This window comes from bacterium (genome assembly GCA_023135785.1).
GTDB lineage: Bacteria > CAIJMQ01 > CAIJMQ01 > CAIJMQ01 > CAIJMQ01 > CAZNJA01.
The window spans coordinates 1-21,786 of sequence record JAGLSL010000026.1; the positions used below are offsets into that span (position 1 = coordinate 1).

Consider the following 21,786-nt stretch of genomic DNA (forward strand, 5'->3'; position numbering starts at 1 on the left):
CGCTCCGTCGCCAAAGCTTTGGAGCGTCGGCGACAAAAATACAAGTCCTTGCGCCGCTTGTCAGAGGTAGAAAAGGGGAATATACCGCGCTTTTGGAAAAAATACAGCAAGAAGGATATGTAAGAGTTCGCATAGACGGAATTATTCATGATTTAGAAGAAGACATAGGAATAGACAAAAACAAGAAGCATAACATTGAAGTCGTAATCGACAGATTAGTCGTAAAATCGGATAACAAGCCCTATATTGCTGATTCCGTTGAAACAGCACTAAAATTGTCTGAAGGTTTAGTGCTTATAGTGGTAAAAAATAAAAAAACTACCGAGGAAAAACTCTTTTCGCAAAAGTTTTCTTGCCCGCATTGTGATATATCTTACCCCGAACTTGCTCCCCGAATGTTTTCTTTTAATTCTCCTTACGGCGCCTGCCAGCAATGCCACGGGTTGGGAGAAAAGATGGAAGTAGACGAGGATTTGATAGTGCCCGATAAGAACAAATCTATTAATGAGGGCGCGATAGAGCCATGGCATAACCCTGTAACCACAAAAATGCACAGATGGAAAAATTCTGTCAGTAGCAATTTTTCAACCATACTTGAGTCGTTGTCATATCATTATAGATTCAATCTAAATACACCGTTTAAGGATTTAGATGAAAATATCAGGAAGATAATTTTATATGGTTCCGGCGAAGAATTAGTGCAATTCGATGTTGAAAGAGCAGGGCAACTGCATTCTTATGAAGACGCTTTTGAAGGAGTAGTCGGTAATATAGAAAGAAGATACCACGATACTGATTCAGAATATGTTAAAGCAGAAATTTATAGAAAATATATAATCCTCAAAACTTGCCCAGAATGCGGGGGGCAACGTTTAAAAAAAGAAGCATTATCGGTAAAAATAAAAAATAAAACCATATCTGAAGTTACTTCGTTAACCATAGAAAAAGTTTTGAGGTTTTTTGAAAATTTAGATTTAACTTCTCAAGAAGAATTAATCGCACATCAAATACTGAAAGAAATAAAAGCGCGATTAACATTTTTAATGAATGTAGGGCTTGATTACATATCATTAGAAAGAAAAGCAGAGACGCTTTCCGGAGGCGAAACCGCAAGAACCCGTCTTGCAACTCAAATAGGTTCTTCCTTAGTGGGAGTGTTATATATTTTAGACGAACCCACCGTAGGACTTCACCAAAGAGACACGAGCAGATTAATAACCACCTTAAAAAATTTGCGCGATTTGGGCAATACTATAATTATAGTCGAACACGACGAGAACACCATAAAATCTGCCGACCATATAATCGATTTAGGACCCGGCGCAGGAGAATACGGAGGTGAAATCGTAGCGCAAGGAACACCAAAAGAAATAATGCAGTCAAAAAATTCTTTAACAGGGAAATACTTAAAAAAAGAATTAACTATTCCTGTCCCTGAAAAAAATAGAATTCCTAAAAAAGGATATCTTGAAATTTGGGGGGCGCAAGAACATAATTTAAAAAATATAAATGTAAAGTTTCCACTAGGATTATTTATATGTATAACTGGCGTTTCAGGTTCAGGCAAGTCAACCCTAATAGACGAAATCCTTTTTAAAGGTCTGGCAAAAATACTATATCATTCAAAAATAAAAGTCGGCAAGCATGACAAAATAACGGGTGCAGACAAAATTGATAAAGTAATAAACATCACGCAAGAGCCTATCGGTAGAACGCCTCGCTCCAATCCCGCAACTTATACTGATACATTCGGTCCGATAAGAGAAATTTTTTCAAAAATAAAAACAGCGCGAATAAGAGGATATAAACCTGGGCGTTTCTCGTTTAACGTAAAAGGAGGAAGATGCGAAAAATGTAACGGTGAAGGATTATTAAAAATAGAAATGCATTTCCTACCCGACGTATATGTTACTTGTGAATTATGCAAAGGAAAAAGATATAATAACGAGACATTAGAGGTTAAATATAAAGGTAAAAACATCGCCGAAGTTTTGAGTATGAGTGTTGAAGAAGCATTGAAGTTTTTGGAGAATATTCCTGTTATTCAAAGGAAATTACAAACTCTGCATGATGTGGGACTCGGATACATAAAATTGGGGCAATCAGCCACAACTCTTTCCGGCGGAGAAGCGCAAAGGATAAAATTGGCTAAGGAATTGAGTAAAGTGGCAACCGGAAATACGCTGTATATTTTAGACGAGCCGACTACGGGTCTTCACTTTGCGGATACAGACAAATTACTTAAAGTTCTTAATCGGCTTGTAGACAAGGGGAATACCCTAATAGTTATAGAGCATAATCCCGATGTGATAAAAATTGCGGATTATATTATAGACCTCGGTCCAGAAGGCGGAGATAAAGGCGGCAAAATTGTAGCAAAAGGAACACCAAAAGAAGTTAGCTTATGCAAGAAATCGCATACTGGGAAAATCATAGAAAACATATTAACCCCCAAGAAAATAAAACCCATTAATAAATCCGTCTCCAAAAAAAGGATCTCTTGAAATATTGATACTAATATGAAAATTAAGGCGTTTCTTATTGTTTTAATTTTTTCTCTTATCTTTCCATTATGCATTACTGCAAGTGAAAGGGGAGATTTCTCTGTTGCAAAAAAATTCCATGACGATGGTTTGTACTCTATGGCCATCGACTCTTTGGAGATATTCATAAAACAATATCCCCATTCCCCCTTTATCGGCGATGCTTACTATTGGCTTGGAGAAACTCTCGTAAAAGAAAATCGTTTTAAAGAATCCGAAGAAGTTTTGCAAAAGGTTATTTTGTTATATTCCCAAAATCAATACATAGAATACGCTTATCAAACTCTTGCATATTCTCAACTACAGCAGGAAAAATTTATCGAAGCCCGTTCCACATTAAAAAATTTTACAGATAAATTTCCCAACTCAGCGCTGCTACCTTCAATTTATATTCTGACAGGAGAAATATTATGTAAAGAGAACAATATCCCCGAAGCCATCAACAACTTTACAATGGTTTCACAGGGACAAACACTTGTGGACCAAGCTTTATATTCATTAGGGAAAGCATATTCTTCAATCAAAGACTGGGAAAAAGCCAAGCAATATTATCAAGAAATTTTATCGAATTTCCCCCGAAGCGATTTTGCACCCCTTGCTTTATACAGCATAGGTATTTGTCAATTTGAAGAAGAAAATTTTGACGAGAGTCTAAAAACATTTTCAGCCCTTGCACGTAAATTCCCAAGAAGCAATGTCATCCCAGCATCTCGTTATTACTCCGGCAGTGTCTATATGAAACAAACGGATTTTAGCAGAGCTATAAGAATATATGAGAGATTTTTAAGGCAATACAAAGATAGCCAGTGGGTTGATGAAACCCTTCTTGCTCTTTCTAATTGCTATAAAGCTATCGGCAAACAGAAAAAAAGCATCCAGACGCTTCAGAGAATTATAGATGAATTCCCCGAAAGCAGTTTAATGCCAGAAGCGTTTTACCAGTTGGGCGTTTTTCATTATTCGGAAAATAATTTTCCCAAAGCGATTGAATATTATTCAAAAATAAAAAAAGAATACCCTGATTACAAAAAAATGGACAACGTGCTTATAGATTTGGGGGTTAGTTTCTATAAACAACAACAATATAAAAACGCAGGGGAAATATTTTCTTTATTTAATGAGAACTACTCTAAGCATCCCAAAAATGCGGAAATTATATATTGGATAGGCAACACTCTTTTTAAAGAAGGCAACTTTGAAAAAGCTTTAGAGAGATATAATCAAATTGCAGAAGACGCTTTCGACATGGAAATTTCCGATGACGTTATGTTTCAAAAAGCCCTTTGTTATCAGGCATTAGGCAATAGGGCTGACTCTTTGCTTACTCTTGAAAATCTTATGTCAAAATATCCACAAAGCAAATTGGTTCCGTTTTCTCTTTTGCGTTTGGGCGAGCTTTTTTTGGAAGAAAAAAACTTTTCAAGCGCTAGAAGATATTTTCAAGACATAGAAGAAAAATTTCCCAAACATCCAATAGTTGTGGACGCAATATTTAAAACTGCGTTAAGTTTTTATCAAGAGGCAAAATTTAACGAAGCCATATATATTCTGCAAAGCATTCAGGAAAAATGGAAAAATTCGGCTCTTATACCGGAGGCGCTATATTGGACAGGATGGTGCTATTTCAGGAAAGGTAAATACGAAGAAGCTATAAAATCTTACCAGAGAATTTTGGATGAATTTCCCAACACTCAATCTTGCGAAGAAGCACTCTACCAAATAGGAAACTGCCATTACAACCTTAAAAACTATGCCGAGGCAAAAAATACTTTCCAAAAAATTCTCAACATTTATACAAAAGGGGAAAGAGAAGATGAATCATATTACTCTATCGCATCAACTTGTTTTAAAATGGGCAATGATGCCGAGGCCCTATCCTATTTGGGGAAATATGAGACAGAGTTCCCTAACGGTAAATTCATAGCAGAAGTTTATCTACAAACTGCCTATTATCACTATGGCAGAGAAGATTACAACGAGGCAAGAAAATATTTTGTTATGCTTACAGCAAAAATGCCAGGCCATAAATTGGTATCTGAAGCTTATTACTGGATAGGTTGGACTTATTATCATCAACAAAATTTTGCGGAGGCAATAGAGGCATTCACAAAAATTAAAGCAGACTCATGGGAGAAAAAAGACGCGCAGTTTAGAATAGCTGAATGCTTATATATGCAAGAAAAATGGGACGAAGCTTATCCGCTTTATTCGGCTTTCATCCAAAATTATCCGAAAAGTCAACTTATCCCCGAAGCCTTATACAAAACAGGGCTTTCGCTTCAAAACACGGGAAAATTATACGAAACACTGGATTATTTAAGAAAAGCAATAAATACAAACGCTCCGGATTATCTAAAAGCAAACTGCCAATATGAAATAGGCAAAACCTTTGATAAATTAAACGAATTTTCGAGCGCATGTTTTGAATACCTTAAAGTGTCATATTTGTACCCTTCTTATACTAAACTGGCTATAAGTTCCTACAAAAGAGCCGCTGAAATTTTGGAAGAGGAAGCTAAATTGATTCAGGCAAAAAACATATATACCAAATTATTGGATTTTCCGGAAGAAAAAAACTTTGCGCAAGACAAAATTATAAAACTGAATAAAAAAATCTCGGGAGAATAGGGTCATCAATTTAAAAATTAAAATGTAAAAAGTAAAATGACAAATCAAATACTTAAAAATTACAAACAAATCAAAATTACCAAAACCTGATACTCAAGCATCTATCACTGTGTAGAATTTCGATCCTTGGGTCATTGTGTATTATTTGTGGTTTGTTTATTGTAATTTGTGATTTATTTCTTTTTACACTTTGATATGTATTTTTGATGTTTGATTTTTTATATTTAATTTAGGAGTTGCGATGCCAGCTAATCTTACCCCTCAATATCACGAAGCAGACAAAGAATATAAACAAGCCAAAACATATTCTGAAAAAATAGAAGCACTGAAGAAAATGTTAGCTATTATGCCGAAACATAAAGGCACGGAAAGACTTCAAGGAGATCTGAAAACAAAAATCTCCAAGTTAAACAAGATTAGTCAGAAAAAATCCGTCAAGAAAGAGTCGGATTCCTTATCTCATATAGATAAAGAAGGTGCAGGGCAAGTAATATTAATCGGAAAACCCAATGTCGGAAAATCGCATATTATATCGGGGCTAACAAATGCCAATTCTCCTGTAACCGAATATCCTTTCGCCACAAGAAAGCCAATCATGGGAATGATGAAGTTTGAAGATATTAAAATCCAGCTTATCGACACTCCGTCAATAACAAAAACTTTTACAGAAAGGTATTTGTTCCCGCTCATCAGAGAAGCAGATATGGTGATATTGATAGTCGATTTGGCTCAAGAAGACATTTTAGAACAAGTCGAAGAAATAACCGAGATACTTAAATCGAAATTAATATCGTTGAAAAATGAAAAAGCGGAGGGATTACTCCCTAAAAAATGCTTACTTATAGGCAATAAAAACGATTTTTCGGAAGCGTTAACACAGCTTAATGTGTTGAAAGAATTGTATGGAAATGATTTTACTTCTATTTTTAGCATTTCTGCTTTAAAAGAAAACTGGGGAGACTTAAAACGCAAAGTGTTCCATACATTAGAAGTTATAAGAGTATATACAAAACAACCTGGTAAACCGTTTGAGAAAGGAGAACCCTTTGTTATGAAAAAGGGCTCAAACGTCCACGAAGTTGCAATTGCCGTGCATAAAGATTTCACAAATTTAAAATTTGCTCGTCTTTGGGATGAAGGGAATTATTCGGGGCAAAGGGTCGAAAGAAACCATATCTTAAAAGATAAAGACATCCTGGAGTTACATATGTAACTTTCCATACCAATTTTTTCATACAATAGGAGTTTTGACATCGGTATGCTCTGTTAGTATAATCCCAGTTTCCGTTAGACTCGAAAGTCCAACATTTTTTGCCTTACTAAACATAGTGTTGAAACAGACAAGTAATCAACGGAAGCTAAGGAGTTTATTTAAAAGTGGAAACAGTTGATTTTAAAAATATGGAGGTTAATCTATGAACAGTATAGTCGAAGTTAAGGCAAGAGAGATTTTGGATTCAAGAGGCAACCCAACGGTTGAAGCAGAAGTAAAACTTTCATCGGGAACAATAGGCAGAGCCGATGTTCCTTCAGGCGCTTCTACCGGCGAACACGAAGCATTGGAACTGCGAGACGGTGATAAAACAAGATTTAAAGGAAAAGGAGTAACAAAAGCCGTAAATAACATAAATAAGATAATATCGCCTGAACTAAAAGGAAAAGACGTTACTTCACAAAGAGAAATAGACGAATTTCTTATAAAGTTAGACGGCACACCAAATAAAGGCAAATTGGGCGCAAACGCAATCTTGGGTGTTTCTATGGCTTGTGCTCGAGCCGCCGCAATAGAAAAAAAACTTCCGCTTTATAAGTATCTCAACGTAAATTCAAACCTTTTGCCTGCGCCATGTTTAAACATATTAAACGGCGGGATGCATGCCGATAATAATGTTGACATACAAGAATTTATGATAGTTCCCACCGGCGCTTCTTCTTTCAAAGAAGCAATGCGCATGGCGGCAGAAGTTTATCAAACCTTAAAAGGTGTATTGCAAGCAAAGAAACTTTCCTCAGCCGTGGGAGATGAAGGCGGATTCGCCCCTAACCTCGCATCAAACGAAGATGCAATAAAAATAATAATCGACGCCATTAAAAATGCCGGGTACACAGAAGGAAAAGATATTAACTTAGGTTTGGATGTTGCAGCTTCCAGCCTATTTAAAGATGGTAAATATGTGTTAGAAAGCGAAGGGAAAACCTTATCCGCAGAGGAAATGTCAGATTACTACAGCTCACTGGTAGAAAAATATCCGATATTATTTATTGAAGACGGATTAGCAGAAGATGATTGGGACGGATGGAAGTTAATGACCGAAAAATTAGGAGGCAAAATCCGCCTCATAGGAGATGATTTGTTCGTCACAAATCCCGTAAGATTAAACAAAGGGATACAAATGAAAGTAGCTAATTCCATTCTCATAAAACTTAACCAGATAGGGACATTGACCGAAACGTTGGATACCATTAAAATCGCAAAACAAGCAGGATATACATCATTAGTATCGCACCGTTCCGGCGAAACGGAAGATTCTTTCATTGCAGATTTGGTTGTTGCCACAGGCGCTGGAAAAATCAAAACTGGTGCCCCATGTCGCTCTGAACGTACTTGCAAATATAATCAACTTTTGAGAATAGAAGAAGAATTGGGTACCAATGCAATATACGCAGGTAGGAAATCTTTCGAATTATGAGAAAGAGGGGAAATGATAAAAAATGGGTTTGGGTAATAGCGTTTGTCTTTTTAGGGGGGTTTTTAATGTATCTTCTAATCCCCAATTATTCGACGCTTGTAAGATACCAAGAAGACTACGAAGCTTTAAACATTCAAATAAACGAATTAGAGAAAGAAAATGAAAATCTAAAAATAGAGATTGAAAAATTGAAAACAGACCCATTATATATTGAAAAAATTGCCAGAAAAGAACTCGGTATGACCAGGCAAGGCGAGATAATTTACAGAATAACGACTACCCACCCCACAGGAGATTCACAGCTAAATGACTCAGCGGATAAAAAGGAATAGAAAAAATGTTTCAGAATTTAACCGATAAATTACAAACAATTTTTAAAAATTTAAGAGGGCAGGGAGTAATCAGCGAAAGCAACATAAAAGAAGGATTGAGAGAAATCCAACTTGCTCTGCTTGAAGCAGATGTGAACTATCGAATAGTGAAAGAATTCATTGAAAATATTGCTCAAGAAGCTGTCGGGCAAAAAGTTATAAACAACATTACTCCTTCTCAAAAATTAATCAAAATAGTCCACGATAAATTAATAGAGCTGCTTGGGAAAGAAGCCTCCTCAATAAAGCATTCATCAAATCCGCCGAATATTATTATGTTGGTTGGGTTACAAGGAAGCGGCAAAACAACAACAAGCGCTAAATTGGCAAAGTTTTTGAATAAGAAAGAGCAAAGTATTCTTCTTGCCGGAACAGACACACAAAGACCTGCGGCAAGAGAACAACTCCAATTTCTTGGGAAAAATTTGGGATTGCCGGTTATCACGGAAGGAAAAACACCGCTTGATATTGCCATAAATGCCGTAAAAAAAGCAAGTTCAATAAGCGCAGATGTTTTAATCATAGATACTCAGGGAAGACTCCATATAAACGAAGAATTGATGGATGAACTTATAAAAATGAAAAAAGCAGTTTCTCCTTCTGAAATTCTGCTCGTTGCAGATGCAATGACAGGACAAGACGCAGTCAATATTGCAAAGAGCTTTAATGAGAAATTAGGCATAACAGGTGTAATCCTTACTAAACTGGATACCGATACTCGAGGAGGAGCAGCAATCTCAATCAGGAAAGTTACAGGTGTGCCTATTAAATTTATAGGCGCAGGTGAAAAAACAGAGGACTTAGAAATCTTTTATCCCGAGCGCATGGCTTCGCGAATACTGGGGATGGGAGACATTTTAACATTAGTTGAAAAAGCCGAAAGCGAAGTTAACAAAGATGATGCGGAAAAATTAGTAAAAAAACTAAAATCGGAAAAACTTGACCTTGAAGATTTCCTGTTGCAACTTAGACAGATGAAAAAAATCGGACCATTGTCTAAAATGTTGGATTATCTTCCCGCAGGATCTGGTTTGAAAAATATGGACATTTCCGAAGAACGTTATAAACATATTGAAGCGATAATTTTGTCTATGACTCCGAAAGAAAGAAGTGAGCCTCGCATAATAGACGGCAGCAGAAGAAAAAGAATTGCTAAAGGAAGCGGGACAAATGTTCAGGATATCAACCAGTTATTGAAACAGTTTTACTCTGTTCGAAAATTTATAAAAGGAATGGTAGGCAAAGGGTCAGAAATGAAAAGAAAAGGGTTTCTATCCCCCTTGATTTCATAGAAATCAAGATATGGGGATGAAATCATCCCTGTTACATTTCGTGGAAATGTTGGAGGACTATGTTTAAATTGGCTTAAACTCATAAACGGAGGAATAATGGCAATAAGAATCAGATTAAAAAGAATAGGTAAAAAGAAACAAAGTTATTACAGAATAGTAGTTGCGGACGTTCGTTTTCCAAGAGACGGCAGATCAATCGAAGAAATCGGTCTCTATGACCCAAATCAAGATCCTGCAAAAGTAGATATCAACAAAGAACGTTTAGAATACTGGATGGGAAACGGAGCTACCCTTACTCCTACTGTGGAGAATATTCTCAAAAGCAGACCCAGTATTACTGATAAATCAAAAATAAAAATGCAAAAATAAAAATGACAATGCAAAATTTAAAAAGTTTTTAAAAGTGCATATTTAATATTTGATATGTATTATTGATTTTTAATTCTTGATATTTAATTTTAGAAATATGGACATTCACATACTCACTCTTTTCCCGAATACATTTCGCGGGGTTTTTGAAGAAAGTATAATAAAAAGAGCTCAAGAAAAAGGTCTAGTTAAGATATTCCTGCACGATTTGAGGCAATTCGGATTAGGCAAACACAAAGTTACAGACGATGCTCCTTATGGCGGTGGAGCCGGAATGATTATGCAAATAGAGCCTATATATGCAGCGATAAAAAAAATAAAAAAAAATAACCGAAAGAAAAAAATAAAAAACAGAACAATTCTTCTCACTCCGCAAGGTGAAGTTCTAAACGAAAAGAAAAGTAAAAAGTTGGCAAAAGAGTCGTCTCTTGTTCTTATATGCGGACATTACAAGGGTTTAGATGAAAGAATCCGACTAAATCTTATAGACGAAGAAATATCTGTAGGTGATTATGTTTTAAGCGGAGGAGAAATCGCGGCTATGACCGTTGTAGATACAGTAGTAAGACTTATCCCTAAAGTTGTGGGGAATAAAGAGTCAATTAAGTTAGATTCCTTCTATCAAAATATTCTGGAAGGACCATTATATACGCGACCCGCAGAATTTGAAGGGATGAAAGTTCCCGATATTCTCTTGTCGGGCAATCACGAAGAAATATCTAAATGGAGAAGGAAAGAAGCTTTAAGAAGAACATATTTAAAAAGACCCGAACTTCTTGATGTGATTAAATTAAATAAAGAAGACAAACAAATGTTAAAGGAAATCAAAAAAGAATAAGTAGAGTTCATCTTTTTCCGAGCGATTAGGCACATAAGGGTCATTTCAGGTATAATCACTAAAATTATTAATAGGGGGCAATAAAATGTTAGATATCAGACAAACTGTAGAAAAACCGAGAATGAGAGAAGAAATTTCCGGGTTTCGAGTAGGAGACACGGTAAAAGTTTCGCTAAAAATTAAAGAAATAATTAAAGAAGAAAGAAATAAGAAGAAGGGCAGTAAAGAAAAGATTACAGAAAAAGAAAAAATTTATCCGTTTCAAGGTATAGTGATAAAAAGAAAAGGCGGGGGTATAAGAGAAACCTTCACTGTTAGAAAAGAAAGCCATGGCATAGGTGTAGAAAGAATATTTCCGCTTCATTCACCGATAATCAGCGAAATTCGCATCCTGAAAAAAGGTAACGTAAAAAGAGCAAAGCTTTATTATTTGAGAGACGGGAAGAAGAGAAAATAACTTGACACTGGATTCTTGATGCTGGATGGATAGATACTTGTAGAAATAAAGAATTATGAAAACCACAAGTATCATTTACGAACTATCTGACATTGTACGCCTCGCAAAACAGGACCTTCCACTGAACCGCCAGAAACCAGAAGGCCAATATACTCGTTGATGGTGGTGATTTTAATCTCTGCATCAGCATATACAAAATTTTTCTCGTAATCTGGACGTCCTTTCAGTAGAAGTTTATCAAACAGAATAGTATTACCACTAATTTCGTAAGGTTTATCAGTAGCAAAAACCAACTGACCAAATTGGTATATTCCAAGATAATCTATTGTCTTAGTTATTGGCTTAGATTCTACTGTCATAGGAGCAGTTTGTTCAATTACTATGAATTTTGAAATTAATCCATCAAATGTTTTTTCCAAATCTACACTATGCCCCTGATATTTAACCAACCATATCACCAGAATAATCAATACAATAAAGAATAATATTTTAAAGAGACGTTCAATGAAATCGTAAACAAGATTGAACTTTTCTATTCTCTCACCCAAATGTTTCTTCTTCATCTCTTTACCTAATACTGATTAGTTTGCTAATCTGTTATTTATTAGTGCCATCTTGCAAAACAAGGTTGCGTCTGATAACATTTTTTATCACAATAGATAAAGAATAACAAGGGGATTTTTATGCCTGAAAAAATAGACCTTACCGTTTATGAAAGAAACTTGTGGCAAAAAGATATAAAGTTGGTGGCAGGTATAGACGAAGCTGGCAGAGGTCCTTTAGCAGGTCCCGTAGTAGCCGCAGTGGTAATCTTCTCCCCTTTCAAAAAAATAGAAGGGGTTAAAGACAGCAAAAAACTCTCATCATCCAAAAGAGAACAACTCTTTGAACTGATAACCAAAGAAGCTCTGGACTGGGGTATTGGAATAGTAAGCGAGAGAACAATAGAAAAAATAAACATCTTACAGGCAACACGTCTGGCAATGTTAATGGCCATAAAAAATTTAAAAAGAACTCCCGAATTTTTGTTAATAGACGGGCCTATCTCTCTTGATATAAAAATATCGCAAAAACCAATAATAGGAGGCGACGGGAAATCTTTTTCGATAGGCGCAGCTTCAATAATAGCCAAAGTTACAAGGGATAGATTAATGCAGAAATATCACAAATTATTCCCCAAATACGGGTTTGATAAACATAACGGATACGGCACCCGGAAACATCTCCAAGCCATGCAAGTATATGGACCCTGCTCTATTCATAGGAGAACTTATGAACCTGTTAAGAAGCTTATTAAAGAAAATCAAATTGTCCATTTTCCTTAAAAAAAGGGATAGAAAAGATGCGGGGAAGATTGGGGAGAACATTGCCGTAAAATTTTTAACCCGTAAAGGTTATAGCATTCTTGAACAAAACTTCAGAGTAAAAGGAGGCGAAATAGATATAATCGCTTCTAAAGACAATACTTTAGTTTTTGTAGAAGTAAAATCACGCACATCTACAGAATACGGAACAGGAGAAGAGGCAGTTACTTATACAAAAAGAAAAAAGTTAATTCTTGCCGCAAAGATTTATCTAAAATACAAGGGTGAAGATTATAACTGTAGATTTGATGTAATCGCTATACTTTTCGATAAGACAAAAAAAGCAAAAGAAATAAATCATATTGAAGGTGCCTTTACGCTGTGAAAAAGAAAATAAAGGGTTCAGATATATCAGTGTATCAGGTAAATAATAAGAACCGAGAGAGACCTGATGTCCTAGTTTCCTGACACCTATTACCTTGTAATCTGATACCCTGAAACCTAAATCAAAATGTATCCAATCTATTTAGAATCATACGGAAATGGGAACTTATTAAAAGTAATTGAAAAAACTTTTAAATTATTAGAATCCTGCGTTATCTGTCCGCGCAAATGTAAAATAAATCGCATTAAGGGCGAAAAAGGGTTTTGTAAGACCGCACTACTGCCTAAGGTATTCAGCCATATACAACACCACGGTGAAGAACCTCCTATTTCAGGACATAACGGTTCCGGCACAATCTTTTTTTCAGAGTGCAATATGAATTGTCTCTATTGCCAGAATTACAAATTCAGCCAAGCCGGATTGGGTAGAGAAATCCAGATAGAAGAATTAGCCAACTATATGTTGCGATTGCAAGATTTGGGATGTCATAACATAAATTTTGTTACTCCAACACATATACTCCCCCAAATTTTAAAAGCGCTATACATCGCAATCCCAAAAGGTCTTAAAATCCCGCTTTGTTACAATACCGGCGGGTATGAACTGCCGGAAATAATAAAACTACTTGACGGCATCGTCGATATTTATCTTCCAGATATGCGTTATAGTGACAATGAATCTGCAATAAAATATTCTTCCGCGCCTGATTATCCTTTATATAACCAACAATCCATAAAAGAAATGCACCGCCAAGTCGGTATTGCCCAAATCGACAAAAATGGCATAATAAAAAGAGGAATGATTATCAGACACCTTGTCCTGCCCAGTAAAATATCAGGAACGGAAAAGATTATGAAATTTATTGCGGAAGAATTATCCAAAGAAACATACATCAGTTTAATGAGCCAATATTTCCCCTGCCATAAGATAAAAAAAACAGACCAGCTCGGCAGAAGAATTACAATTGAAGAATATGAAGAGGCCCAAGAAATAATGCGTAAATGCGGTCTGCACAACGGCTGGATTCAAGAACCGGACGGCTTGAAAAAATTTGCCGGCGTGAATATGAAACAGAATTTATGATCGTATTAACCCCGCCATTTCTTTTTTGATGGTATTGGATAAGGATTGCTCACCCGATTTATCGTAAACTTCGGCTAATGTCCTTAGTATATCTATTTCATCATAAATCAAACCTAACTCAATCCTTTTTCTGTTCTTAATTTTAATCTTCTTTCTAAAATCCTCAAGATGTCTGCTCGCTTCTTTATTTTTCCCCTGAATTGCGGCAACTTTGCCTAAAACATAAGCGATAACCGGTTCTTGTTTATCCGTGAATTTCTCTATATTTTGACAAATAGCTTTCACCTTCTCTATTTCGGTATCCACTTGGGTTGTAAGCCCGTGTCGGAAATATACTAATGTAAGCCAAAAATGAACAGCAAGGTCTTCTTCTTTTTCATCATTAGCCATTTTCAACCAACCTGCCGCTTTTGACAATTCTCCTTTTATAAAATAAACATAACCCATACCTTTACAAGCGCGCCAATCGTTTGAAGATAAAGAAAGCGCCTTTTCAAAATTTAAAAGCGCTTTGTCTTCTTCGCCTTTAATAATATTCACATTTGCAAGTTCTATACGCGCCTTTACCGAACGGGGATTAAGAGCAATTTCCTTTGTGTACATTTCCTCAGCTATATCGAACCGACTTTGTTTTAGATTAATATCTCCAAGTCCTAAATGCGCGCCTCTTATCTTCGGGTCTTGGACAAGCGCTTGTTCTAGATAATCATGCGCTTTTTCCAATTGACCTTTAAGTTGACAGGTCAAGCCCATATCCAATAGTTCTTCTGCATTCATAATAATCTTGATTAGTTTCTTAGAAGTTAATTACGAGTTACAAGTTTTTATTTTACACTTTCTTATTGTATTTTTCTATTAAGAACTGAAACCTTCTTCCTTAATTTCCTTATACTGCTAAGCGAAAAGTTATCGCCCATTATGGATAAAACCGTATCGTTATGCCATAGCGGGTCTAAATTATCGTCTATTATCCCTTCATCTTTTAATATCTTCTCATCCATTGTATGGGGAACAAGAGAATAGGTTACAAGTGTTATGTGAACTTTAAGATTATGCAAAAATTTAATTCCTTCTTCAACTTCTTCTTGCTTCTGATGAGGCATTCCTATCATCAGATATACGCCAATATCTTTACCGCTAAATCCGACACTTTTTAAATTTTCAACCGCTGCCTTGAATTCTTCGGTAGTAACTTTACCGCCTGTGTTTTTCTGGCGCATAGGATTAACCGTCTCAAAAGATAATGTTATAGTTTTAAAATTGGATTCTTTAAGTTTTTTAGCTAATTTTTTATCTATAAACCTGACATGCAAACCATTTGGCGTATGAAAATTAACAGTAATACCCCTTCTCAAAACTCCGTCCAGAATGGGAATAATATGTTTATCGGCATTTACCAGTAGCGCATCATCATAAAAAGCAATATCTTTAACCCCATATTTTTCACGGTAAAACTCAATTTCATCAACCACTTCTTTTGGTTGCCTTTGTACAAATTGTCCATGAAGCAACTTGGAACCACAATAAGAACAATTAAAAGGGCATCCTTGGGAGGTCTCTACCACCAGGGAAGAAGTATCAGAGAGTAGACTATATTCGGGATAAATATAGTACTTGGGAGATGCGATATTCTGACCTAAGATTGAGGACAACTGCACACAAACCGAAGATGTATCCACCTTTACACGCGGGGCTTTATCGTGGGGCAAAATCCCGCACCGTCCCGAACCAGTATCGGTTCGGGTCTGGTGCGCGGACAAATCACTTCCCGAAATAACATAATCTATTCCCTCTAAACTTTTCGCATGTTCGGGAAGCAAGGTGGCGTATATACCACCCAAGATAATCGGAACATCGGGAAATTCTCCTTTCAAAAATTTTGCAGTATATTCAACTCCTGGATACCAATATGTCATTCCCGAAGTCATAAAAATAAAGTCAGGTTTTAGAATATTTTTCACTTCTTCAATGGCAAGCTCTTCTGGTAACCCATAGATAGAATAAGGACGCTGGATATCTTTTATTGGCTCCGGTTTTTGAATTTTTCTTTTATAAAATTTCCCGCAACCAAAACTATCATTTCTCGCCAGATTTTTTATTTTGGGATGATTGCGGTTTAAAAAATCAATATACGAAAGATTACATCCGTGCGCTTTGAGCAGGGAGGCTATTCGTAAAAGTCCGACAGGCCTCATCCATAAATCATATGCCGCAAAATCACATATCCAGGGATTTACTAATAAAATATTTTTCATATTTAAAATTCCAGATTGAAGATTTTAGTAGATATAGATAGAAATAAATGGAAATACCTAGAAATACATAGCGGGCAGGCGGGAACATATTTCAATGTATTTCAACTTTATATCAACGTGTTTTTATATGTTCTTTAATTTTGGATGAAAATCAGTTTATCATTTTGATATAATTTCTGCTATCATTAGTCGCTGATTGCACGGATTTTAATTATTGATTTTTAATCGGTGTAATCTTTGAGAAATCTGTGAAATCAATTTCTAAAAGAAATATGGAAATAGTGCTGGCTACTCAAAACAGAGATAAAATAAAAGAGATTAGGGAAATCTTAAAAGGTATTCCCGTTAAATTCATAACTTTTGATGAACATTCGCGGGAACTTTGCGTTGAAGAAGACGGGAAAACACTGGAAGAAAATGCAATAAAAAAGGCAGAAGCATGGATGAAAGAGACCGAAAAACCCGCCTTAGCAGACGATTCGGGGCTTGAAGTGGATTATTTAAACGGAGCGCCTGGTGTATATTCATCGCGTTTTGCAGGAGAAAATATAAATTATGCAGACAATAATGTTAAATTATTAAAAATGATGGAAGGTGTGCCAGAAAAAAAAAGAACAGCTCGGTTTAGATGCATTGCCGCTTTAATATTTCCCGACGGGGGGAAAGAACTGTTTGAAGGAACAATAGAAGGAATAATCATAAATGCTCCTCAAGGTAAAACTGGGTTCGGCTATGACCCTATATTTCTTATACCCGAATATAACAAAACATTTGCGGAACTTGGAGATAAAATCAAAAATAAAATTTCACATAGAGCTATGGCTTTTAAAAAAGTAAGGAAATATATTCAGCAATATATAAAAAATGAGAAAATTAAATAATAACCAAACACCAATAAACAAAATGCAAACAATGACCAAAAACCAAAGACTAAAAACCAAAATTAAAATCTGCGGGATAACAAATCTGGAAGACGCGCTTCTTGCCTCATCACTTGGAGTAGATGCGCTCGGGTTTGTATTTACCAAAAGCAAGCGAAGAATAACTGCGGTGGATGCCAGCCAAATAATTGATGAACTTCCGCAATCTGTGCTAAAGATAGGAGTATTTGTTAACGAAGAAGAACAAAGAGTAAGAGAGATACTTCAAGTCTGCCGTCTTAATATGATCCAATTCCACGGCGATGAATCACCTGAATATATATTGAAATTCAGAGAAGAAGTAATTAAATCTTTTAGAATAAAAAATGGAAATTCATTGAAAAATATTCCTAAATATAAAACGATTGCATATCTTTTAGACGCATATTCCCAAGAAGGTTATGGAGGCACAGGCGAAACATTCAACTGGGATTTGGCGGTCAAAGCCAAAAAATTCGGCCGGATAATCTTGGCAGGCGGTTTAACACCGGATAATGTTGTAGAAGCAATCAAGAAAGTCCAACCCTACGGCGTAGATGTTTCTTCAGGCGTCGAATCCTACCCAGGCAAAAAAGACCCAAAGAAGTTAGAAGAGTTTGTGAAGAGAGTGAGAGAAAGTTAACAAAATGATTACGCGTTATTATAAAAGAACATCCACAATATGCCAACCAGGATGAATTTCTAACAAAGGGGCGGGTAAAACCCGCCCCTTTGCTATTCTCTACCTCTTAATCGAAGCGCAGAGTGTCCCGAAAATTTTTTAGAAATTTCTCCAAAATCTTCGGGATGGTTTACGTTGCAGGGGTTAATTAAATAAAGAAACCCCGTGCTTCCCGCCTGCTTGCGAAGCGGGCAGATAGCACGGGGAGATCCATTTCTGATAAATTATGCCTGTCCTGCCGAACCAAGCACATCCTCGTTCTTATGCTTATACATTTCCATCAAGGCCTGACGAGCCGGGCCAAGATACTTTCTCGGGTCAAAATCACCCGGCTTGTCATTAAAATGCTTACGGATAGCCGCTGTCATCCACAGTCGCCCATCCGAGTCAATATTGACCTTGTTGACATTATATTTTGCCGCCTTACGCAACTGTTCTTCCGGAATCCCTACAGTATCTTTCAACGCGCCGCCATTCTCATTAATAATCTTGACCGCTTCCTGCGGAACCGAAGATGACCCATGAAGAACAATGTTAAAATCGGGAAGTTTTTCCTGAATCGCTTCTAAAATATCAAAACGCAATGGCGGGGGAATATAAACCCCATCTTCATTCTTAGTGCATTGTTCCGGCTTAAATTTGTTGGCGCCGTGCGATGTTCCGATAGATATCGCCAATGAATCAACGCCTGTTTTTTCAACAAACTCAACAACCTCTTCCGGCTTTGTGTAAGTTGACTTTTCTGCCGAAACATCATCTTCAATGCCTGCTAACATACCCAACTCACCTTCAACTGTGACATCATATTTGTGAGCATATTCAACAACCTGCTTGGTTAGTTCAATATTCTTTTCAAATGGGTGATGTGAACCGTCTATCATAACAGAAGAAAATCCTGAATCGATACAACTCTTGCACAATTCAAATGTGTCACCATGATCCAGATGCAGCGCAATCGGAATTTCTTTCAACCCTTTTTCAGCTGCCATACGCTTCATCATTTCAACCGCGCCCTGCCCCATATAGGTCAGCATAGTTTGGTCGGCGTATTTACGCGCACCACTTGATACCTGCAGAATAACCGGTGACTGTGTTTCCAAGCATGCGGTAACAATAGCCTGCAGTTGTTCCATATTGTTAAAATTATACGCTGGGACAGCGTATCCGCCTTTCATGGCCTTAGCAAACATCTCTTTTGTATTTACCAGACCTAAGTTTTTGTAAGAAATCATCGTCTTCTCCTTCCATATATAAGGTTTTACTCAATTTTATACCGATTTATGTGGACAAAATACTTTAAGAACCTTCATTATAATTATTTTAAAAATAAAGTCCAGTATAAATTTTGCAATCAATAGGCAGTCCCTTCAAAAACATTCCTGCTTATAAAGTAGAGGAGTTTGCGAAGAGAGTGAGGAGGATTGGTTAGCCATTTGGAAGATAATTATTAAAATTACTCTCCCAGTTGTTCTGTATTATAGAAAAAAGGTATTTTCTCTGAATCAGTTCTGATTTTGAATCCATCTAAATCTTTTCTTAACAGTTTAATGTATTCTCCTCTCAATGCGGCAGAAAACTTAGAATCTTTATCAAAAAATCTAATAAATATTACCGGTATATCCTCATTCTCACTCAATAGAAAAAGTTTCCTATAAACTTCATTAATTTCTTGTGTGTTCGGTTTGTTTTTAGTAGGAATGTGCCCAGGATAACCTTCTTTACTTAAAGCCAGTGAATCATAACTTTTATCAATCAAATAGATTGATTCCCAATAAACCTCTTTCTTTTCCAACCATAGCTCCTTCTTCATTATTATTTTCTTCTCTAATAATGGATGCAAAATAAATTGAGCAACTAATAATATCAAAGCCACAACAGCGGGAGCTATAAAATATTTCAAAAACATATTTTCCTCCTTTTTAGCATTACCATTTTCAGGTTTGTTCTTTAAAAATTTTCCCATTACTCCCCCACATTCAACAAATCAATTTTCAGGATGAGTTTTTACTTTAGTTCTTAAAGCTTTTTTCTCTGATTGTTTGTGTTTTGCCTCAAGCATTTTTTCTTTGGCTCTTTTTGAGCGTCTTCTTTTTTGTCTACGGATTTTTTCAATGCGTTTTCTTTCCGCCGCAATAAAGCCCTTTTGCTTTTTTTCGATTAAATCAAGAAGGCGTCTTCGCGCAAGGAGACGGTTTAGCACTTGACTACGCGTTTCCTGGCATTTGACAAAAAGCCCTGTAGGAATATGGGTTAGTACAACACAGGTTGAGGTTTTGTTGACATTTTGCCCGCCGGGACCGGATGAACGGATAAATTTTTCTTCCATGTCGCTTTCTTTAACTCCGAGTTGCGCCATACGCTTATCAAGTTCTTGCTGTTTTCCTGAAGAGACATTGAATTGATTCATTTGGGATGTATTATTCCTGAATCTTTATTTACCCATGAACCAGCCCCAAACCACGTTGGGTTTAGGACGATTCAGCCCAGAACCCTTCGTGGTTCTGGGTTTTCGTCCTGCACCTTACATGGTGCGGGGGGTTACATTTCATCTCCTACCTATTTGGGAAAGAATTTTCATGTGCGGCTGGAAAATCATATCGTAAATATCCATAGCGTAACGGTCGGTCATACCTGAGATATAATCCGATATATATATTAATTCTTCCTTTTTGTTTTTTCTTATTCTTTCCTGCACATTTATAGGTAGAAGTTCGCGTTTATCGTTGAATTTGTTGAATAGCCGTCTTATTATTTCCCTGCCTTTTTCTATCATTAAAAGCACGTGGGGATGCAGATACATTTCTTTCTCAAGTATATTTCTCAGTTGATTGAAATCCCCTATCTCATCTTTAGCAAAGCCGACTATAGGATGGGATAATTTCCTAATATCGAGACAACTATTTACTTTTTTCTTTCGTAGGTTTTCATAGGTTTGGGTCAGGACCTTAACATTGCAATATTCAATTAAATGTCTTACAGACCTGCGGTATATAAGTTCTTTATTTTTGGAACCTACTTCTTTTTTAGCTTTAGTGAAAACTTTTTTCCACAGCAGGTTACCAGATTCATTTAAAATATCGTCGGTTATAAGCCCCACTCTTAGTCCGTCGTCCAAATCATGCGCCAAAAAAGCCAATTCATCTGCCACAGAAACAATTTGAGCTTCTATACTTGGCTGGGGAAAGTGTAAAAATTCTTTTGGAGGTGTAAATTTATCATAAGCAGTTAAATGACGCGCAATACCTTCTCTCACTTCCCATGTAAGATTTAAACCGTCAAAATCAACATATCTTTTTTCCAGCTTATCCACAATGCGAAGACCTTGAAGATTATGGTTAAACCCACCGCTATCTTTCATTAGCTCGCGCAATTCTGATTCCCCTGCATGTCCAAAAGGCGTATGCCCAATATCGTGCACAAGAGCAATAGCTTCCACTAAATCCTCATTTGCTCTCAAGGTTCTTGCCAAAGTTCGGGCGTGTTGCATTACTTCAATCGTATGAGTAAGCCGTGTGCGATAAAAATCGGCTTCATCAATAAGGAAAACCTGCGTTTTATATTGAAGTCTTCTGAAAGCCGAGGAATAGATTATTCTATCTCTATCTCTTTGAAAAGCACTGCGGTAAATGTCTTTGCTCTCTTTAAAATGTCTTTTTGCGTTTTTGCTTTTAGAACTATACGAAGCCAACATATCTTCTGCTGATTCAATTCTTTCTCTAATAGATTCTTTTTTTGACATGTCCTATTGTAAGAAGATACTGTTTTATTGTCAATCCGCTAAAGAAACTTTGGCAAGATTGACCTCGCCAGTTTTTCCTGTCCGCCTAATCTTTAATGGCGGGAATGGCGGGTCAACCCCCCACTCGCTCCGTTAAACTCTTTGAAATGAGTTTCCCACACCTCGGCTAAACAAAAAGCGGTTGTCTATGAAATATTCATCTGTTATAATGCTCCAAAATACCCGCCTTGACATCAAGGCAGGAGGTCTAA

General features: G+C 36.5%; 21 protein-coding genes. 14 read left to right on the forward strand and 7 right to left on the reverse strand.

Translation table 11 applies throughout. The features are described from left to right. The 9 genes from uvrA to rplS form a co-directional block, all read left to right on the forward strand. Positions 1–2,504, forward strand: a 2,504-nt coding sequence (gene uvrA, locus KAS42_02295; GenBank protein ID MCK4905062.1) for an excinuclease ABC subunit UvrA, incomplete at its 5' end; no start/stop codon positions are given. Positions 2,505–2,519: 15 nt separating this feature from the next. After that, complete coding sequence (locus KAS42_02300) at positions 2,520–5,171, forward strand: tetratricopeptide repeat protein (protein MCK4905063.1); 2,652 nt, start codon at positions 2,520–2,522, stop codon at positions 5,169–5,171. A 241-nt stretch (positions 5,172–5,412) separates the two neighbouring features. Beyond that, positions 5,413–6,384: a 50S ribosome-binding GTPase gene (locus KAS42_02305; protein ID MCK4905064.1), complete on the forward strand. Its 972-nt coding sequence runs from the start codon at positions 5,413–5,415 to the stop codon at positions 6,382–6,384. Positions 6,385–6,586: 202 nt separating this feature from the next. Then, positions 6,587–7,861 carry a phosphopyruvate hydratase gene (gene eno, locus KAS42_02310; protein ID MCK4905065.1) on the forward strand — a complete coding sequence of 425 codons (1,275 nt, stop codon included), beginning with the start codon at positions 6,587–6,589 and terminating at the stop codon, positions 7,859–7,861. A gap of 65 nt (positions 7,862–7,926) precedes the next feature. Continuing rightward, positions 7,927–8,193, forward strand: coding sequence for a septum formation initiator family protein (locus tag KAS42_02315; GenBank protein MCK4905066.1), 267 nt, complete (start codon positions 7,927–7,929; stop codon positions 8,191–8,193). Between the two features lie 5 nt (positions 8,194–8,198). Beyond that, a complete protein-coding gene (gene ffh, locus KAS42_02320; protein ID MCK4905067.1) occupies positions 8,199–9,524 on the forward strand; it encodes a signal recognition particle protein in 1,326 nt (441 codons plus the stop codon). Between the two features lie 96 nt (positions 9,525–9,620). Beyond that, complete coding sequence (rpsP, locus tag KAS42_02325) at positions 9,621–9,893, forward strand: 30S ribosomal protein S16 (protein MCK4905068.1); 273 nt, start codon at positions 9,621–9,623, stop codon at positions 9,891–9,893. A gap of 97 nt (positions 9,894–9,990) precedes the next feature. Beyond that, on the forward strand, positions 9,991–10,731 hold the full coding sequence (gene trmD, locus KAS42_02330; protein ID MCK4905069.1) for a tRNA (guanosine(37)-N1)-methyltransferase TrmD: 741 nt from the start codon (positions 9,991–9,993) through the stop codon (positions 10,729–10,731). Positions 10,732–10,816: 85 nt separating this feature from the next. Beyond that, the gene (gene rplS / locus KAS42_02335; GenBank protein ID MCK4905070.1) at positions 10,817–11,188 is read left to right on the forward strand and encodes a 50S ribosomal protein L19; all 372 of its coding nucleotides are present in this window, start codon (positions 10,817–10,819) and stop codon (positions 11,186–11,188) included. 71 nt (positions 11,189–11,259) lie between these two features. Here the strand turns inward: rplS and KAS42_02340 are convergent, their stop codons facing one another. Beyond that, complete coding sequence (locus tag KAS42_02340; GenBank protein MCK4905071.1) at positions 11,260–11,751, reverse strand: hypothetical protein; 492 nt, start codon at positions 11,749–11,751, stop codon at positions 11,260–11,262. Between the two features lie 120 nt (positions 11,752–11,871). Between KAS42_02340 and KAS42_02345 the strand changes: the two genes are divergently transcribed. The 3 genes from KAS42_02345 to KAS42_02355 all read left to right on the forward strand — a co-directional run bounded on the left by KAS42_02345 (position 11,872) and on the right by KAS42_02355 (position 13,960). Further along, the gene (locus KAS42_02345; GenBank protein MCK4905072.1) at positions 11,872–12,513 is read left to right on the forward strand and encodes a ribonuclease HII; all 642 of its coding nucleotides are present in this window, start codon (positions 11,872–11,874) and stop codon (positions 12,511–12,513) included. Further along, positions 12,461–12,877 (forward strand): YraN family protein, encoded by a 417-nt coding sequence (locus KAS42_02350; protein MCK4905073.1) that lies wholly within the window; start codon positions 12,461–12,463, stop codon positions 12,875–12,877. The genes KAS42_02345 and KAS42_02350 overlap by 53 nt, the downstream gene beginning before the upstream one ends. Positions 12,878–13,003: 126 nt before the next feature. Next, the gene (locus KAS42_02355; protein MCK4905074.1) at positions 13,004–13,960 is read left to right on the forward strand and encodes a radical SAM protein; all 957 of its coding nucleotides are present in this window, start codon (positions 13,004–13,006) and stop codon (positions 13,958–13,960) included. On the opposite strand, the gene KAS42_02360 is transcribed toward KAS42_02355, so the two are convergent. Both KAS42_02360 and KAS42_02365 read right to left on the reverse strand, forming a co-directional pair. Further along, positions 13,955–14,737 (reverse strand): tetratricopeptide repeat protein, encoded by a 783-nt coding sequence (locus KAS42_02360; GenBank protein ID MCK4905075.1) that lies wholly within the window; start codon positions 14,735–14,737, stop codon positions 13,955–13,957. The genes KAS42_02355 and KAS42_02360 overlap by 6 nt on opposite strands. Before the next feature lie 62 nt (positions 14,738–14,799). Further along, positions 14,800–16,215, reverse strand: a complete 1,416-nt coding sequence (locus KAS42_02365; GenBank protein ID MCK4905076.1) for a radical SAM protein — start codon at positions 16,213–16,215, stop codon at positions 14,800–14,802. 272 nt (positions 16,216–16,487) lie between these two features. Here KAS42_02365 and KAS42_02370 point away from each other — a divergent pair, with 272 nt between their 5' ends. Further along, complete coding sequence (locus KAS42_02370; GenBank protein ID MCK4905077.1) at positions 16,488–17,096, forward strand: XTP/dITP diphosphatase; 609 nt, start codon at positions 16,488–16,490, stop codon at positions 17,094–17,096. Positions 17,097–17,127: 31 nt separating this feature from the next. Next, a complete protein-coding gene (locus KAS42_02375) occupies positions 17,128–17,757 on the forward strand; it encodes a phosphoribosylanthranilate isomerase (protein ID MCK4905078.1) in 630 nt (209 codons plus the stop codon). Between the two features lie 263 nt (positions 17,758–18,020). On the opposite strand, the gene KAS42_02380 is transcribed toward KAS42_02375, so the two are convergent. The 4 genes from KAS42_02380 to KAS42_02395 all read right to left on the reverse strand — a co-directional run bounded on the left by KAS42_02380 (position 18,021) and on the right by KAS42_02395 (position 21,535). Next, positions 18,021–19,028: a class II fructose-1,6-bisphosphate aldolase gene (locus tag KAS42_02380; protein MCK4905079.1), complete on the reverse strand. Its 1,008-nt coding sequence runs from the start codon at positions 19,026–19,028 to the stop codon at positions 18,021–18,023. 221 nt (positions 19,029–19,249) lie between these two features. Beyond that, a complete protein-coding gene (locus KAS42_02385; GenBank protein MCK4905080.1) occupies positions 19,250–19,759 on the reverse strand; it encodes a hypothetical protein in 510 nt (169 codons plus the stop codon). Positions 19,760–19,780: 21 nt separating this feature from the next. Beyond that, positions 19,781–20,203, reverse strand: coding sequence for a peptide chain release factor-like protein (locus KAS42_02390; GenBank protein MCK4905081.1), 423 nt, complete (start codon positions 20,201–20,203; stop codon positions 19,781–19,783). A 138-nt stretch (positions 20,204–20,341) separates the two neighbouring features. Then, the gene (locus KAS42_02395; GenBank protein MCK4905082.1) at positions 20,342–21,535 is read right to left on the reverse strand and encodes a deoxyguanosinetriphosphate triphosphohydrolase; all 1,194 of its coding nucleotides are present in this window, start codon (positions 21,533–21,535) and stop codon (positions 20,342–20,344) included. Between the last annotated feature and the right edge of the window lie 251 nt (positions 21,536–21,786).